The sequence below is a fragment of the Enterovibrio gelatinilyticus genome (genome assembly GCF_028683095.1).
Taxonomy (GTDB): domain Bacteria; phylum Pseudomonadota; class Gammaproteobacteria; order Enterobacterales; family Vibrionaceae; genus Enterovibrio; species Enterovibrio gelatinilyticus.
Genome location: NZ_JAJUBC010000050.1, coordinates 1 through 15,229 on the forward strand (window position 1 = coordinate 1; position 15,229 = coordinate 15,229).

30 protein-coding genes are annotated in these 15,229 nt (G+C 47.2%); all 30 read right to left on the bottom strand.

Annotated elements, in window-relative coordinates; translation table 11 throughout:
- Positions 1 to 220: 220 nt before the first annotated feature.
- The 30 genes from rplQ to LRP50_RS24650 all read right to left on the bottom strand — a co-directional run bounded on the left by rplQ (position 221) and on the right by LRP50_RS24650 (position 14,965).
- Positions 221 to 607 (bottom strand): 50S ribosomal protein L17, encoded by a 387-nt coding sequence (gene rplQ / locus LRP50_RS24505; RefSeq protein ID WP_028024637.1) that lies wholly within the window; start codon positions 605 to 607, stop codon positions 221 to 223.
- Between the two features lie 35 nt (positions 608 to 642).
- On the bottom strand, positions 643 to 1,632 hold the full coding sequence (locus LRP50_RS24510; protein WP_028024638.1) for a DNA-directed RNA polymerase subunit alpha: 990 nt from the start codon (positions 1,630 to 1,632) through the stop codon (positions 643 to 645).
- Between the two features lie 23 nt (positions 1,633 to 1,655).
- Complete coding sequence (gene rpsD, locus LRP50_RS24515) at positions 1,656 to 2,276, bottom strand: 30S ribosomal protein S4 (RefSeq protein WP_274167041.1); 621 nt, start codon at positions 2,274 to 2,276, stop codon at positions 1,656 to 1,658.
- Positions 2,277 to 2,306: 30 nt separating this feature from the next.
- A complete protein-coding gene (gene rpsK / locus LRP50_RS24520; RefSeq protein WP_002541534.1) occupies positions 2,307 to 2,696 on the bottom strand; it encodes a 30S ribosomal protein S11 in 390 nt (129 codons plus the stop codon).
- 19 nt (positions 2,697 to 2,715) lie between these two features.
- On the bottom strand, positions 2,716 to 3,072 hold the full coding sequence (gene rpsM, locus LRP50_RS24525) for a 30S ribosomal protein S13 (RefSeq protein ID WP_028024640.1): 357 nt from the start codon (positions 3,070 to 3,072) through the stop codon (positions 2,716 to 2,718).
- Positions 3,073 to 3,218: 146 nt separating this feature from the next.
- A complete protein-coding gene (gene rpmJ / locus LRP50_RS24530) occupies positions 3,219 to 3,332 on the bottom strand; it encodes a 50S ribosomal protein L36 (RefSeq protein WP_000868186.1) in 114 nt (37 codons plus the stop codon).
- 26 nt (positions 3,333 to 3,358) lie between these two features.
- The gene (gene secY, locus LRP50_RS24535; protein ID WP_028024641.1) at positions 3,359 to 4,684 is read right to left on the bottom strand and encodes a preprotein translocase subunit SecY; all 1,326 of its coding nucleotides are present in this window, start codon (positions 4,682 to 4,684) and stop codon (positions 3,359 to 3,361) included.
- 22 nt (positions 4,685 to 4,706) lie between these two features.
- Positions 4,707 to 5,141: a 50S ribosomal protein L15 gene (rplO, locus tag LRP50_RS24540; protein ID WP_002541432.1), complete on the bottom strand. Its 435-nt coding sequence runs from the start codon at positions 5,139 to 5,141 to the stop codon at positions 4,707 to 4,709.
- 4 nt (positions 5,142 to 5,145) lie between these two features.
- Positions 5,146 to 5,325 (bottom strand): 50S ribosomal protein L30, encoded by a 180-nt coding sequence (rpmD, locus tag LRP50_RS24545; protein WP_274167042.1) that lies wholly within the window; start codon positions 5,323 to 5,325, stop codon positions 5,146 to 5,148.
- Between the two features lie 5 nt (positions 5,326 to 5,330).
- Positions 5,331 to 5,828 (bottom strand): 30S ribosomal protein S5, encoded by a 498-nt coding sequence (rpsE, locus tag LRP50_RS24550; RefSeq protein WP_274167043.1) that lies wholly within the window; start codon positions 5,826 to 5,828, stop codon positions 5,331 to 5,333.
- A gap of 13 nt (positions 5,829 to 5,841) precedes the next feature.
- Positions 5,842 to 6,195 carry a 50S ribosomal protein L18 gene (gene rplR / locus LRP50_RS24555; RefSeq protein WP_028024643.1) on the bottom strand — a complete coding sequence of 118 codons (354 nt, stop codon included), beginning with the start codon at positions 6,193 to 6,195 and terminating at the stop codon, positions 5,842 to 5,844.
- Between the two features lie 9 nt (positions 6,196 to 6,204).
- A complete protein-coding gene (gene rplF / locus LRP50_RS24560; RefSeq protein ID WP_274167044.1) occupies positions 6,205 to 6,738 on the bottom strand; it encodes a 50S ribosomal protein L6 in 534 nt (177 codons plus the stop codon).
- A 10-nt stretch (positions 6,739 to 6,748) separates the two neighbouring features.
- Positions 6,749 to 7,141 carry a 30S ribosomal protein S8 gene (gene rpsH / locus LRP50_RS24565; RefSeq protein WP_028024645.1) on the bottom strand — a complete coding sequence of 131 codons (393 nt, stop codon included), beginning with the start codon at positions 7,139 to 7,141 and terminating at the stop codon, positions 6,749 to 6,751.
- A gap of 23 nt (positions 7,142 to 7,164) precedes the next feature.
- Positions 7,165 to 7,470, bottom strand: coding sequence for a 30S ribosomal protein S14 (gene rpsN / locus LRP50_RS24570; protein WP_274167045.1), 306 nt, complete (start codon positions 7,468 to 7,470; stop codon positions 7,165 to 7,167).
- 17 nt (positions 7,471 to 7,487) lie between these two features.
- Entirely contained in the window at positions 7,488 to 8,027 is a 540-nt protein-coding gene (gene rplE / locus LRP50_RS24575) for a 50S ribosomal protein L5 (protein WP_028024647.1), read from the bottom strand.
- 14 nt (positions 8,028 to 8,041) lie between these two features.
- Positions 8,042 to 8,356 carry a 50S ribosomal protein L24 gene (gene rplX, locus LRP50_RS24580; protein WP_028024648.1) on the bottom strand — a complete coding sequence of 105 codons (315 nt, stop codon included), beginning with the start codon at positions 8,354 to 8,356 and terminating at the stop codon, positions 8,042 to 8,044.
- A 13-nt stretch (positions 8,357 to 8,369) separates the two neighbouring features.
- Entirely contained in the window at positions 8,370 to 8,741 is a 372-nt protein-coding gene (gene rplN / locus LRP50_RS24585) for a 50S ribosomal protein L14 (protein ID WP_016962021.1), read from the bottom strand.
- A 160-nt stretch (positions 8,742 to 8,901) separates the two neighbouring features.
- Entirely contained in the window at positions 8,902 to 9,156 is a 255-nt protein-coding gene (gene rpsQ / locus LRP50_RS24590) for a 30S ribosomal protein S17 (protein ID WP_028024649.1), read from the bottom strand.
- Positions 9,156 to 9,347 carry a 50S ribosomal protein L29 gene (rpmC, locus tag LRP50_RS24595; RefSeq protein WP_028024650.1) on the bottom strand — a complete coding sequence of 64 codons (192 nt, stop codon included), beginning with the start codon at positions 9,345 to 9,347 and terminating at the stop codon, positions 9,156 to 9,158. The genes rpsQ and rpmC overlap by 1 nt, the downstream gene beginning before the upstream one ends.
- Entirely contained in the window at positions 9,347 to 9,757 is a 411-nt protein-coding gene (rplP, locus tag LRP50_RS24600; protein WP_016962018.1) for a 50S ribosomal protein L16, read from the bottom strand. Before rplP ends, rpmC begins: the two co-directional genes overlap by 1 nt.
- Before the next feature lie 11 nt (positions 9,758 to 9,768).
- A complete protein-coding gene (gene rpsC / locus LRP50_RS24605) occupies positions 9,769 to 10,458 on the bottom strand; it encodes a 30S ribosomal protein S3 (RefSeq protein ID WP_028024651.1) in 690 nt (229 codons plus the stop codon).
- Positions 10,459 to 10,477: 19 nt separating this feature from the next.
- Entirely contained in the window at positions 10,478 to 10,810 is a 333-nt protein-coding gene (gene rplV, locus LRP50_RS24610) for a 50S ribosomal protein L22 (protein WP_028024652.1), read from the bottom strand.
- 11 nt (positions 10,811 to 10,821) lie between these two features.
- Entirely contained in the window at positions 10,822 to 11,100 is a 279-nt protein-coding gene (gene rpsS, locus LRP50_RS24615) for a 30S ribosomal protein S19 (protein WP_016962015.1), read from the bottom strand.
- 18 nt (positions 11,101 to 11,118) lie between these two features.
- Positions 11,119 to 11,943, bottom strand: a complete 825-nt coding sequence (gene rplB / locus LRP50_RS24620) for a 50S ribosomal protein L2 (RefSeq protein WP_274167046.1) — start codon at positions 11,941 to 11,943, stop codon at positions 11,119 to 11,121.
- A gap of 19 nt (positions 11,944 to 11,962) precedes the next feature.
- A complete protein-coding gene (gene rplW / locus LRP50_RS24625; RefSeq protein WP_016962013.1) occupies positions 11,963 to 12,265 on the bottom strand; it encodes a 50S ribosomal protein L23 in 303 nt (100 codons plus the stop codon).
- Positions 12,262 to 12,864 (bottom strand): 50S ribosomal protein L4, encoded by a 603-nt coding sequence (rplD, locus tag LRP50_RS24630; protein ID WP_028024654.1) that lies wholly within the window; start codon positions 12,862 to 12,864, stop codon positions 12,262 to 12,264. Before rplD ends, rplW begins: the two co-directional genes overlap by 4 nt.
- 16 nt (positions 12,865 to 12,880) lie before the next feature.
- A complete protein-coding gene (rplC, locus tag LRP50_RS24635) occupies positions 12,881 to 13,510 on the bottom strand; it encodes a 50S ribosomal protein L3 (RefSeq protein WP_274167047.1) in 630 nt (209 codons plus the stop codon).
- Between the two features lie 15 nt (positions 13,511 to 13,525).
- Complete coding sequence (gene rpsJ / locus LRP50_RS24640) at positions 13,526 to 13,837, bottom strand: 30S ribosomal protein S10 (protein ID WP_005501283.1); 312 nt, start codon at positions 13,835 to 13,837, stop codon at positions 13,526 to 13,528.
- Between the two features lie 361 nt (positions 13,838 to 14,198).
- Positions 14,199 to 14,678, bottom strand: coding sequence for a bacterioferritin (bfr, locus tag LRP50_RS24645; RefSeq protein ID WP_274167048.1), 480 nt, complete (start codon positions 14,676 to 14,678; stop codon positions 14,199 to 14,201).
- 83 nt (positions 14,679 to 14,761) lie between these two features.
- Positions 14,762 to 14,965: a (2Fe-2S)-binding protein gene (locus LRP50_RS24650; RefSeq protein WP_274167049.1), complete on the bottom strand. Its 204-nt coding sequence runs from the start codon at positions 14,963 to 14,965 to the stop codon at positions 14,762 to 14,764.
- Positions 14,966 to 15,229 lie beyond the last annotated feature (264 nt).

Here is a 15,229-nt window from a genome sequence, read left to right on the forward strand (position 1 = left end):
TAGATGTAGATGTAGATGTAGATGTAGATGTAGATGTAGATGTAGATGTAGATGTAGATGTAGAAAAGCGTTGCTCTTCTTTATATAGCAGTCAAACGAAAATTGATGAATTTGGCCTGAGTAGGAAGCGAGGAGACAAAACTAACGTTACGAACTTACAACATTTAGATAAATAAAAAGCCAGGCAATGCCTGGCTTTTTACCGATAGGTTCCGCGTGCTTATTCAGCAGCTTCCTCAGCAGATTGCTCAGGACGGTCTACCAACTCGATGTAAGCCATAGGGGCTTTATCGCCTGCGCGAACACCGCATTTAAGAATGCGAGTGTAACCGCCTGCACGAGAGGCAAAACGTGGACCTAGTTCGTTGAACAGCTTCGCTACAACTTCGTCGTTACGAGTGCGAGCGAATGCAAGACGACGGTTAGCAACACTGTCGATCTTTGCTAGGGTAATCAATGGCTCAATTACGCGACGCAGCTCTTTTGCTTTAGGCAAAGTAGTTTTGATAACTTCGTGAGTTACCAGAGAGCTAGCCATGTTGCTGAACATCGCTTTACGATGACTGCTGTTGCGATTGAGTTGACGACCACTCTTACGATGGCGCATGACCTAATCCTTCTAACTAAGTAATCAGAATCTGATTAATCTTCAGCGATTGATGCTGGCGGCCAGTTTTCTAGGCGCATGCCTAGAGACAGACCACGTGAAGCCAGCACGTCTTTAATTTCAGTCAAAGACTTTTTACCAAGGTTTGGCGTCTTAAGAAGCTCAACCTCGGTACGCTGTACCAGATCACCGATGTAGTGGATCGCTTCTGCTTTCAAACAGTTAGCAGAGCGAACAGTTAGTTCCAGATCGTCTACAGGACGCAGTAGGATCGGATCGAACTCTGGCTTCTCTTCTTTCTCTTCAGGAACTCGTACATCACGAAGATCTACGAATGCATCCAGTTGTTCAGCAAGAATTGTTGCTGCACGACGGATAGCTTCCTCAGGATCAAGAGTACCATTGGTTTCCATATCGATAACCAACTTGTCTAGATCGGTACGCTGTTCAACACGTGCTGCTTCAACATTGTAAGCAATACGGTCTACTGGGCTGAACGTCGCATCAACAAGTAGACGGCCGATAGGGCGCTCGTCTTCTTCAGTGTGAATACGGGCTGACGCTGGTACATAGCCGCGACCACGTTCTACCTTGATTCGCATACTAATTTCAGCATTAGAATCAGTTAGATGGCAGATTACGTGTTCTGGGTTCGCAATCTCAACACCACCGTCGTGGGTGATGTCGCCTGCAACAACAGGGCCCGCACCAGACTTAGTAAGAGTAAGGATAACTTCATCTTTACCCTCTACCTTAACGGCCAGGCCTTTAAGGTTAAGTAGGATCTCCAGGATATCTTCCTGTACACCCTCTTTGGTGCTGTACTCGTGCAACACGCCATCAATCTCTACTTCTGTCACTGCGCAACCAGGCATAGACGACAGTAGGATGCGACGTAGAGCATTGCCTAGGGTGTGACCAAAGCCACGCTCTAGCGGCTCAAGAGTTACTTTTGCGTGCGTCGAGCTTACTTGTTCGATGTCAACTAGACGCGGCTTAAGAAATTCTGTTACAGAACCCTGCATTGTGTCCTCTCTTTAGTTTAGCTTTACTTAGAGTAAAGCTCGACGATCAGGTGTTCGTTGATGTCAGCAGACAAATCTGAACGCTCTGGTAGGCGCTTGAAAGTGCCTTCCATTTTGTTGCTGTCTACTTCGATCCAAGTTGGCAGCTCGCGCTGAGCAGCAATTTCAAGTGCTGCCTTAATGCGTGCTTGGTTCTTAGCTTTCTCGCGAATGCTAACAACGTCATTAGCCGTTACCTTGAAAGAAGGAACGTTAACCACTTTGCCGTTAACTAGGATCGCCTTGTGGCTTACCAGCTGGCGTGATTCAGCGCGAGTAGCACCAAAGCCCATACGGTAAACTACGTTGTCCAGACGACCTTCTAGAAGTTGCAGCAGGTTTTCACCTGTGTTGCCTTTAATGCGAGCAGCTTCTTGATAGTAGTTACGGAATTGCTTTTCAAGAACGCCATAAATGCGACGAACTTTTTGCTTCTCACGAAGCTGAACGCCGTATTCAGACAGACGACCGCGACGAGCGCCGTGCACGCCTGGGGCGTTGTCAATTTTACACTTGGTATCAATCGCGCGTACGCCTGACTTTAGGAACAAGTCAGTACCTTCGCGACGGCTAAGCTTCAGCTTAGGACCCAAATATCTTGCCATGATCTTTCTCCAGAATACTAAGAAACAGCGTTATACGCGACGTTTCTTAGGTGGACGACAACCGTTATGTGGGATTGGAGTCGCATCAACAATGTTTGTGATACGGAAACCAGCCGCGTTCAGAGCGCGAATCGTAGATTCACGGCCTGGACCAGGACCCTTAACCATAACTTCCAGGTTCTTAAGGCCATATTCTTTAGCCATCTCACCACAACGCTCAGCAGCAACCTGTGCAGCGAACGGAGTTGATTTACGAGAACCGCGGAAACCAGAACCACCTGCAGTTGCCCATGCAAGAGCATTACCTTGACGGTCAGTAATGGTAACGATTGTGTTGTTGAAAGACGCATGGATATGCGCTACGCCATCAGCAACTTGCTTGCGTACGCGTTTACGTGCGCGATTTGGTTGTTTAGCCATTAGTAATCACCTACCCCGATTATTTCTTGATCGGTTTGCGCGGACCCTTACGGGTACGAGCATTGGTCTTCGTACGCTGGCCACGTAGTGGCAAGCTGCGACGATGACGCAAACCGCGGTAACAACCAAGGTCCATAAGACGCTTGATGTTCATTGAAACTTCACGACGTAGATCACCTTCTACAGTGTACTTGGCAACGCCATCACGCAGTAGATCGATCTGCTCTTCAGTTAGTTCACTGATCTTAATGCTTTCAGCAATACCAGTCTCAGCCAAAATAGCTTTTGAACGGGTTTTACCGATACCGAAAATCGCAGTCAATGCGATAACGGCATGCTTATGATCAGGAATGTTAATGCCTGCAATACGGGCCACTATTCACTCCTAGTACTTTTTCAAGAAGAACCGCTGCAGAGCCCGTTGAGGATACGCAGCGGCTATACCACTTCTTTTGCACACACAAAAGGTGGGTGGCTAATGTAGCCACCCTGCCTAAATTTTGCAAGAAAAATATTCTGCTATTAGCCTTGGCGCTGCTTGTGCTTTGGCTCACTGCAAATCACGCGAACGACACCGTTACGCTTGATTACTTTACAGTTACGGCAGATTTTCTTAACGGAAGCACGAACTTTCATTGCTAAACTCCGTAGATGTCAATCTGTTATCGGCCATAGCCTTTCAGATTGGCTTTCTTCAACACGGACTCATATTGTTGAGACATCAGGTGTGTCTGAACTTGAGCCATAAAGTCCATAATCACTACAACTACGATTAGTAGGGAAGTCCCGCCGAAATAAAAGCGTACGTTCCAAGCAATCATCATGAACTCGGGGATCAGACAGATAAAGGTGATATACAACGCACCCGCAAGGGTAAGTCGAGTCATTACTTTATCTATATACTTTGCAGTCTGCTCGCCCGGGCGAATACCAGGTACGAATGCACCAGACTTCTTCAGATTGTCTGCTGTCTCACGCGGGTTGAAAACCAACGCCGTGTAGAAGAAACAGAAAAAGATAATCGCTGCAGCATAAAGAATTACATACAGTGGTTGACCAGGACTCAGTGCCAGAGACACATCCGCCAGCCAGCCCAGCTGCTCACTTTGTCCAAACCATTGGGCCAAAGTGCCTGGGAACAGGATAATACTTGATGCAAAAATCGCTGGAATTACGCCTGCCATATTAACTTTCAATGGCAAGTGAGTGCTCTGCGCAGCAAAAACACGACGGCCTTGCTGACGTTTTGCATAGTTAACGACGATACGACGTTGACCACGCTCCATGAACACTACGAACGCAATTACTGCGAATGCAATTACCGCAATCAACAGAAGAAGAAGCACGTGCAATTCACCTTGACGCGCTTGCTCCGCTGTCTGTCCGATAGCGGACGGTAATCCTGCAACGATACCCGTGAAAATAATCAAGGAAATACCGTTACCGATACCTCGCTCAGTGATCTGCTCACCTAACCACATCAAGAACATGGTGCCGGTAACCAAACTCACAACAGCAGTGAAGTAGAATCCAAACCCTGGGTTAACCACAAGGCCTGGAATCATACTTGGCAACCCTGTAGCGATACCAATCGCTTGGAAGGTTGCCAGTACTAGCGTGCCGTAGCGGGTATACTGGCTAATCTTACGACGACCAGACTCCCCTTCTTTTTTCAACTCAGCCAAGGCTGGATGAACTACCGTTAGCAATTGTACGATAATCGATGCCGAAATATACGGCATGATACCCAATGCTAGGATAGAAGCACGCTCAAGAGCACCACCAGAGAACATGTTAAACAGTTCAATGATGGTACCTTGTTGCTGTTCGAACAAATCGGCAAGTACAGCAGCGTCAATACCAGGAATTGGTACAAAAGAGCCGGCACGGAAAACCAATAACGCACCTACCACAAACAGTAGACGGGTTTTGAGTTCCGCAAGTCCACCTTTTGCACTACTAAAATTTTGTCCTGGTTGTTTTGCCATCTGTACCTCGTCCTCGAGCTAGTTATTCCTCGATTTTACCGCCAGCAGCTTCAATTGCAGCCTGAGCACCTTTGGTAACGCGAAGACCTTTAACAGTCACTGAACGCGCGATTTCACCAGACAGTACGATTTTCGCCGTACGGATGTCTTTAGTGATAACGTTAGCCGCTTTCAATGTCTCAAGGCTCACTACGTCACCTTCAACTTTAGCTAGTTCGCTTAGACGAACTTCTGCTGCAGTTAGGCTCTTGCGAGAAGTAAAACCAAATTTTGGCAGACGTTGTTTCAAAGGCATTTGACCGCCTTCGAAACCTGGGCGTACAGAACCACCTGAACGTGATTTCTGACCTTTGTGACCGCGGCCACCAGTTTTGCCCAGGCCTGAACCGATACCACGGCCTACGCGCTTCTTAGAAGGCTTAGAACCCGCAGCCGGAGATAGAGTATTCAAACGCATGTGATTACTCCTCCACTTTGACCATGTAGTAAACTTGATTGATCATGCCGCGTACGCAAGCAGTATCTTCAAGCTCAACAGTGTGGTTGATGCGACGTAGGCCCAAGCCACGCAGTGTAGCTTTATGCTTCGGCAAACGACCGATAGAGCTACGTGTCTGAGTTACTTTAATAGTATTAGCCATGTCGATTACCCCAGAATTTCGTTTACAGGCATACCGCGTTTAGCAGCAACCATTTCTGGAGACTTCATACCACCCAAACCAAGAATCGTTGCACGAACGATGTTGATTGGGTTAGTAGAACCGTATGCTTTCGCCAGAACGTTGCGAACACCCGCAACTTCTAGTACCGCACGCATCGCACCACCGGCGATGATACCTGTACCTTCTGAAGCAGGCTGCATGTACACTTTAGAACCAGTGTGGCGACCTTTAACAGCGTGGTGCAGAGTACCGTCGTTCAACGCGATAGTAACCATGTTACGGCGCGCTTTTTCCATTGATTTTTGGATAGCGGCAGGTACTTCACGGGCTTTGCCGTAACCGAAACCTACGCGACCATTGCCATCACCAACTACAGTAAGAGCGGTGAAGCTAAAGATGCGACCACCTTTAACCGTTTTAGAAACACGGTTAACAGCAATCAGCTTCTCTTGCAAATCACTTTGTTGTTTTTCGTTAGCCATCTTTCCGCCTACCTTAGAATTTCAGACCAGCTTCACGGGCAGCATCTGCCAGTGCAGCCACGCGGCCGTGGTATTGGAAACCGGAGCGGTCAAAAGCAACTGATTCGATGCCTTTTTCCAACGCACGTTCAGCTACTGCTTTACCAACAGCCGCTGCAGCGTCTTTGTTACCGGTACTCTTCACTTGATCACGGATCGCTTTTTCTACGGTAGAAGCAGCTGCGATAACTTCAGAGCCATTAGCTGCGATAACCTGTGCGTACACGTGACGTGGAGTACGGTGCACCACTAGGCGAGTCGCACCCAGTTCAGCAATCTTGCGACGCGCTCGGGTCGCACGACGGATACGAGCAATTTTCTTATCCATAGTGTTACCTTACTTCTTCTTAGCTTCTTTAGTACGCACGACTTCGTCAGAGTAACGAACACCTTTGCCTTTGTAAGGCTCAGGTTGACGGTATGCGCGGATGTCAGCAGCTACTTGACCAACTAATTGCTTGTCTGTACCAGTCAAAACAATTTCAGTTTGGCTTGGGCATTCTGCCTTGATGCCTGCAGGCAGGTCATGTTCAACCGGGTGAGAGAAGCCCAAAGTTAGAGCTACTGCGTTACCCTTGATTGACGCACGATAACCAACACCTTTCAGGATCAGTTTCTTGGTAAAGCCTTCAGTAACACCAACAACCATGTTGTTTACTAGTGCACGTGCAGTACCTGCTTGGGCGTTAGCCTTCACAATACCTTCGCGCGGCGCAAACTTCACAGCGTTGTCTTCTTGGCTTACTACCACTGCGTTGTTGATAACTCGGGACAATTCGCCTTTGCTACCTTTTACAGTGATTTCCTGACCGTTAAGGTTCACCTCTACGCCGGCAGGAATTACTACGGGTGCTTTTGCAACACGAGACATTTCCTACTCCTTAAGCTACGTAGCAGATGATCTCACCGCCAAGACCCGCTTTGCGAGCGGCACGGTCGGTCATCAAACCTTTAGAAGTTGATACTACAGCAATACCCAGACCACCCATTACAGAAGGCAGTGCATCTTTTTTCTTATAGATGCGCAGACCTGGACGGCTTACACGTTGGATTTGCTCGATAACTGGGTTCGCTTCGAAGTATTTCAAAGTCACTTCCAGTTCTGGCTTAACATCGCTTGTTACAGCGTAGTCAGCCACATAACCTTCAGCTTTAAGTAGCTCAGCAATTGCCACTTTTAGCTTTGACGAAGGCATTTTAACAGCAACTTTCGCCGCTGTCTGACCGTTACGAAGGCGGGTCAGCATATCCGAGATCGGATCTTGCATGCTCATAAGTCTTTACTCCCGTGATTCAATTACCAGCTCGCCTTACGCAGACCCGGAATCTCGCCTTTCATGCAAGCTTCACGGACCTTGATTCGGCTAAGGCCGAATTTACGTAGGTAGCCATGTGGACGCCCAGTCTGGTTACAACGATTACGCTGACGAGACTTGGAAGAATCACGCGGTAAAGTTTGAAGCTTCAGGACTGCGTCCCAACGCTCTTCTTCAGTCGCGTTCACGTTTTTAATGATAGCTTTAAATGCAGCACGCTTTTCAGCGAACTTTGCTACCAGTTTCGCGCGTTTTACTTCGCGCGCTTTCATTGATTGCTTAGCCATTACAGTAACCCTTCACCTTACTTACGGAATGGGAAGTTAAAGGCAGCCAGCAGAGCTTGACCTTCCTCATCAGTCGCCGCGGTAGTCGTGATAGTAATATCAAGACCACGAATACGATCTACTTTATCGTAATCGATCTCTGGGAAGATGATTTGCTCACGAACGCCCATGCTGTAGTTACCGCGACCGTCGAAAGATTTCGAACTTACGCCACGGAAGTCACGCACACGTGGTAGAGCGATTGAAATCAAACGCTCAAAGAAATCCCACATACGCTCGCCACGCAGGGTTACTTTACAGCCGATAGGGTAGCCCTCTCGGATCTTGAAGCCAGCAACAGATTTACGTGCTTTAGTGATAAGCGGCTTCTGACCAGTAATTGTGGTCATATCTGAAGCTGCGTTCTCAAGCAGTTTTTTATCGTTGATCGCTTCGCCCACACCCATGTTCAGGGTGATCTTTTCGATCCTTGGGACTTGCATGATACTCTTGTATTCGAACTTTTGAGCAAGCTCTTTTACAACAGTCTCTTTGTAGTAATCATGCAGTTTCGCCATAGTACTACTCCAACTTACTTAATAGTTTCGCCATTCGACTTGAAGAAACGAACTTTTTTGCCGTCTTCAAATCGGAAGCCTACACGGTCTGCTTTACCAGTTGCCGCGTTGTAGATAGCCACGTTAGAAACGTCAAGTGCAGCTTCTTTTTCAACGATGCCGCCTTGAACACCCATTGCCGGAACTGGCTTCTGGTGTTTCTTAACTAGGTTGATACCTTCAACGATAACCTTACCGGTAGTCAGTACCTTAGATACTTTACCTTTCTTGCCTTTGTCTTTACCAACAAGAACGATAATTTCGTCTTCACGACGGATTTTAGCTGCCATTTTAAACCGCTCCTTACAGAACTTCAGGCGCCAGAGACACAATCTTCATGAACTTATCGCCACGAAGCTCACGTGTCACAGGGCCAAAGATACGAGTACCGATTGGTTGCTCAGTATTGTCGTTCAACAACACGCAAGCATTACGGTCGAAGCGAATGACAGAACCGTCTGGACGACGAACGCCTTTACGGGTGCGAACTACAACCGCCTTCAGAACGTCACCTTTTTTTACTTTACCGCGTGGGATTGCATCCTTCACGGTAACTTTGATGACATCGCCGATATGGGCGTAGCGACGGTGTGAACCACCCAGCACCTTAATACACATTACACTGCGAGCGCCGGAGTTGTCGGCTGCATCCAGCATACTTTGCATTTGGATCATGGTTAGTGCTCCGCTGTTATTACATCTAGACCCATCTCGGGTCGGGCTGCCTCATTACAAGGGCGGCGAATAATAACACTATTTTTTAAAGATGAATAGATAAAAAATAAACGGCCCCAGAGATGGAGCCGTTTTATTTTTAACCGTTGGAAAGTTACCCTTACAGGCGTGCTTTCTCAACTACGCGTACCAGAGTCCAAGACTTAGTCTTAGACAGTGGACGACACTCACGAACTTCAACGGTATCGCCTTGGGCGCATTCGTTGTTTTCATCGTGAACATGTAGTTTAGTTGTACGCTTGATGAACTTACCGTAGATCGGGTGTTTCACCTGGCGCTCAATTGCAACAACAATAGACTTATCGCCTTTGTCGCTAACTACAAGGCCTTGTTGAGTACGGATTTGGTCGCTCATTATGCGTTGCCCTTCTGGTTCAGAACGGTTTTAACACGTGCGATATCACGACGAACAGTCTTCAGAGTGTGAGTCTGCTGAAGTTGACCAGTAGCCGCTTGCATGCGCAGGTTGAATTGCTCACGCAGCAGACCCAGCAGTTCTTCATTCAGCTGTTCTACGCTCTTTTCGCGAAGTTCTTGTGCTTTCATCACATCACCGCCTTAGTTACGAAAGTGGTTTTGATTGGTAGTTTACGTGAAGCTAGCTCGAATGCTTCGCGAGCTAGGGTTTCAGAAACACCATCCATCTCGTACAGGACTTTACCTGGTTGAATTTGTGCAACCCAGTAACTTACAGAACCCTTACCTTTACCCTGACGAACTTCCAGAGGTTTAGTAGTGATCGGCTTGTCTGGGAAGACACGGATCCAGATTTGACCCTGACGCTTAATGTGACGAGTCATAGCACGACGTGCAGCTTCGATCTGACGAGCAGTGATACGACCACGACCAACAGCTTTAAGGCCGAAGGTACCGAAGCTTACGTCAGTACCGGCAGCAAGACCGCGGTTACGACCTTTAAAAGCCTTGCGGAACTTAGTACGTTTTGGTTGAAGCATCGATAGACTCCTTACTTACGGCCTTTACGCTGCTTCTTAGGCTTATCAGCCTGTGGCTCAGCAACTGGCATGCCGCCTAGAACTTCACCTTTGAAGATCCAAACTTTAATACCAATTACACCGTAAGTGGTGTGAGCCGAAGAAGTTGCGTAATCAATATCAGCACGAAGGGTGTGCAATGGCACACGACCTTCACGGTACCACTCGGTACGAGCGATTTCAGCACCGCCAAGACGGCCGCTTACTTCCACTTTAATACCCTTGGCACCTAGACGCATTGCGTTTTGTACCGCACGCTTCATAGCGCGACGGAACATAACACGACGCTCTAGCTGAGAAGCGATGCTGTCACCAACCAGCTGAGCATCAAGCTCTGGCTTGCGTACTTCTGCAATGTTGATTTGTGCAGGTACACCGGCTAGTTGAGCAACGCGAGCGCGTAGTTTTTCTACGTCTTCGCCTTTCTTACCGATAACAACACCTGGACGAGCAGTGTGAATTGTCACACGGATGCTCTTCGCAGGACGCTCGATAACGATGCGAGAAATAGACGCTTTTTTCAGTTCATTTGTTAGGAACTGACGTACCTTGAAGTCGCCGTCTAGATTGTCAGCGAAATCTTGGCTGTTAGCAAACCAGGTGGAATTCCAAGGCTTACAAATGCCAAGACGAATACCATTAGGATGTACTTTTTGACCCATTGCTTTCTCTCCTCGTCTCTTAGCGGTCTGCTACAACAACAGTGATGTGGCTAGAACGCTTCAAGATGCGATCGGCACGGCCTTTTGCACGAGGCATAATGCGCTTCATGACTGGACCTTCGTCAACAAAGATTTTTGCGACATTCAAATCATCAATGTCAGCACCTTCGTTATGCTCGGCGTTTGCGATAGCAGACTCCAGAACTTTCTTGATCAGTTCAGCAGCTTTTTTGTCGCTGAAAGTCAGAACTTCTAGAGCTTGTGCAACGTTTTTACCGCGCACTTGGTCTGCAACCAAACGTGCTTTTTGAGGCGAAATACGAGCAAAGCGATGTTTAGCAATAGCTTCCATATCTTAACTCCTTAACGCTTCTTAGCTTTCTTATCTGCAGCATGGCCGCGATAAGTACGTGTTGGTGCAAATTCGCCCAGCTTGTGACCGATCATCTCTTCAGTGACGAAAACAGGTACGTGCTGACGACCATTATGGACAGCGATGGTCAAACCGATCATCTGAGGGATGATCATTGAACGACGGGACCAAGTCTTAACAGGCTTTTTGTCACCGCTTTCCAACGCTTTCTCTACCTTCTTCAGCAAGTGCAGGTCAATAAATGGACCTTTCTTGAGAGAACGTGGCATGGCGTATCCTCTTTAAAATTACTTGTTACGACGACGTACGATGTACTTGTCGGTACGTTTGTTCTTACGGGTTTTGAAGCCCTTAGTTGGCATACCCCAAGGTGATACTGGGTGACGACCGCCTGATGTACGACCTTCACCACCACCGTGTGGGTGATCCACTGGGTTCATTGCTACACCACGTACGGTAGGACGAACGCCTTTCCAACGAGTTGCACCAGCTTTACCCAATTCACGCAGCATGTGTTCTGCGTTACCAACTTCACCGATGGTCGCACGACCTTCAGAAAGAACCTTACGCATTTCGCCAGAACGCAAACGAATAGTTACGTATGCGCCATCGCGAGCAACGATTTGTGCGTATGCACCAGCTGAACGAGCCAGCTGTGCACCTTTACCAGGCTTCAGTTCAACACAGTGAACAGTTGAACCTACTGGGATGTTGCGCATTGGCAGGGTGTTACCTGCTTTGATCGCAGCATCAGCGCCAGATTGAATCTGGTCACCAGCTTTCAGGCCTTTAGGTGCAATGATGTAACGACGCTCACCGTCTGCGTACAGAACCAGTGCAATGTTTGCACTGCGGTTTGGATCGTATTCCAGGCGCTCAACTTTCGCTGGGATGCCGTCTTTAGTACGTTTGAAGTCAATTACACGGTAGTGTTGCTTATGACCACCACCGATGTGACGTACTGTGATACGACCGTTGTTGTTACGACCGCCTGACTTCTGGTTTTTCTCCAGAAGCGGTGCGTAAGGCTTACCCTTGTACAGGTCAGCGTTAACAACTTTAACAACGTGACGACGACCCGGTGAAGTAGGCTTACATTTAACAATTGCCATTTTTTAATACTCCTCCGTCTTACTCAGCGCCGCCAGCGAAGTCGATGTCTTGACCTTCTTTCAAGATAACGTACGCTTTTTTGACGTCTGAACGACGACCTTGGCGAGCACCTTGACGTTTGGTCTTACCCTTAGTGATAAGAGTATTTACAGACTTAACTTCAACTTCGAACAGTTTCTCAACTGCCGCTTTGATCTCTTTCTTAGTTGCAGTCATTGCTACTTTGAAAACGATAGTGTTACCGTTTTCAGCAGCCATGGTTGCTTTTTCAGAGATGTGCGGAGCACGTAGAACTTTAAGAATACGCTCTTCAGTGATCATCCCAGCATCTCCTCAACTTGTTTAACTGCTGCTGCAGTCATCACTACTTTGTCGAAAGCGATCAGGCTAACTGGGTCGATGCCTGCTGCATCACGTACGTCAACTTTGTACAAGTTACGTGCCGCAAGGAACAGATTTTCATCAACTTCTGCAGTTACGATCAGAGCTTCAGTCAGTTCAAGCTCTTTCAGCTTGACGATTAGCTCTTTGGTCTTTGGAGCTTCTACAGAGAAGTTGTCAACAACGATCAAACGATCTTGACGAACTAGCTCAGACAGAATGCTCTTAAGAGCACCACGGTACATTTTCTTGTTAACTTTCTGGCTGTGGTCCTGTGGACGAGCTGCGAAAGTTACACCACCCGAGCGCCAAATTGGGCTACGGATTGTACCTGCACGGGCGCGGCCAGTACCCTTCTGACGCCATGGCTTAGCACCACCACCGCGTACATCTGAACGGGTTTTCTGAGCGCGAGTACCCTGACGGGCACCTGCTGCGTATGCAACGACTACCTGGTGTACCAGGGCTTCGTTGTATTCACGCCCGAAGGTAGTTTCGGAGACAGTTAGCGCATCAGCGCCTTTGACTACCAATTCCATTACTAACTCCTCGACGTTACGCTTTAACGGCTGGTTTAACGATCACGTTGCTACCAGTAGCACCAGGGACTGCACCTTTAATAAGTAACAGTTTGCGCTCAGCATCAACACGTACGATCTCTAGGTTTTGAGTAGTTACCTGCTCAGCACCCATGTGACCTGCCATTTTTTTGCCTTTGAATACACGGCCTGGAGTTTGACATTGGCCAATTGAACCCGGTGCACGGTGAGACAAAGAGTTACCATGGGTCATATCTTGAGTACGGAAGTTCCAACGCTTAACAGCGCCTTGGAAACCCTTACCTTTAGATGTACCAGTAACGTCAACTTTCTTAATTTCTGCGAACAGATCTACGTTTAGCTCAGCGCCAACTTCGAACTCTTCACCACTATTCAGACGGAATTCCCACAGACCGCGACCAGCTTCTACACCTGCTTTCGCAAAGTGACCAGCTTCTGGCTTAGTTACGCGGCTTGCTTTCTTAGCGCCTGAAGTTACTTGGATAGCAGAGTAACCATCTACTTCAGGAGTACGTACCTGAGTTACACGGTTAGTTTCTACTTCTACAACGGTTACAGGGATAGAAACGCCTTCTTCAGTGAAGATGCGAGTCATGCCTACTTTACGACCGACTAGACCAATCATTACTTAAATCCCCTCTTAACCCAGGCTGATTTGAACATCAACGCCCGCAGCAAGGTCAAGACGCATCAGAGCGTCAACAGTTTTATCTGTTGGCTCAACGATGTCGATCAGACGCTTGTGAGTACGAATTTCGTACTGATCACGTGCATCTTTGTTGACGTGCGGAGAGATAAGAACGGTGAAACGCTCTTTGCGAGTTGGCAGTGGAATAGGACCACGAACCTGCGCACCAGTGCGCTTTGCGGTTTCAACGATTTCCGCAGTAGACTGGTCGATCAAACGATGATCGAAAGCCTTCAGGCGGATACGGATACGTTGGTTCTGCATTAGACAGAGCTCCAAATTAAAAAATTACACAAACAATATCGCCACTCTACCTCATTAAAACGAGGGAATGCCGATTGATTTATGTGAAACCGTAGTATCAATATTTGATACATTGTCAGCCATTTAACATGACTGCGAACATAAGCGGAGTATACATTACTGACTAATCAAGCTAAAAGCCTACGACGACTAGTCTTCCTCCTGTGCTCATTGGTTCACAACTGCACTTACGAGAACATTTTGTCTCAGGCAGTGCGGGCATTATACAGATCACAAAACGCTTTGCAAGTGCCGTTTAAAAATTAATCACAGCACACGTTTTGTCTGGGCTGGCGTCATTTCAATTGCTCATTCAACGCCCTTATTCTTCAGCCTCAATCATCTGTGCTTGGTTGTAGTTTTGAATACCGACTTTATCGATCAAACCGAGTTGTGTTTCTAACCAATCGACATGTTCTTCTTCATCTTCGAGGATATGGTTAAACAAATCACGAGATACGTAGTCACGAACACTTTCGGCATACTCAATAGCATCTCTCAGATCAGGAATGGCATCCATCTCTAACGCTAAGTCACACTCAAGCATTTCTTGCGTATCTTCTCCGATGCGAAGTTTGCCTAGGTCTTGTAAATTGGGAATGCCTTCAAGGAACAATATTCGCTCAATCAGATCATCAGCGTGTTTCATTTCATCGATCGACTCTTCATACTCTTTATCTGCGAGAACTTTTAGTCCCCAGTCTTTATACATTCGGGCATGAAGGAAATATTGGTTGATGGCAATGAGTTCATTACCAAGGGCTTTGTTGAGGTGTTGGATGATTTTAGGATCAGATTTCATCGCGCTCGCTCCTTTTCAGCATCTACTAAATGTAGAACTGTTCAAGGCGCTGTCAATCGCGCTATTGGGACACAGCCGTTATTTTAACTGGCCTGTTTAAACATCGCTAAGGTAGATAATTCGGTAGAGAGTTCATTAAGCAATTCTTTTGTTGGGCGAATACACTTTCCACATTGAGAGCCCAATGGGGTGATTCGACGAATACCTTGGATATCAGTAATCCCCTGCTCGAAAGCAAGTTTCTTGATTTTCTTATCGGATATTCCGTGGCACAAACAAACGTACATAACAACTCTCTCAACAATCCACCATGAGAATGTAAACGAGAATAGTTCACATTACAAATTGTATTTATCGATTGAACTGGGCATTTAGTAACAGGAAAACCGTTGCTTCCTTAGCCATCATTATTACTTATTGAAAAACAGGCATTAAAAAAGGACGCCGAAGCGTCCTTTTTTTTGCATTGTGCTACCGAAGCTTAAAATTAAGCAACGATCTTAGCAACAACACCCGCACCTACAGTACGGCCACCTTCACGGATAGCAAAA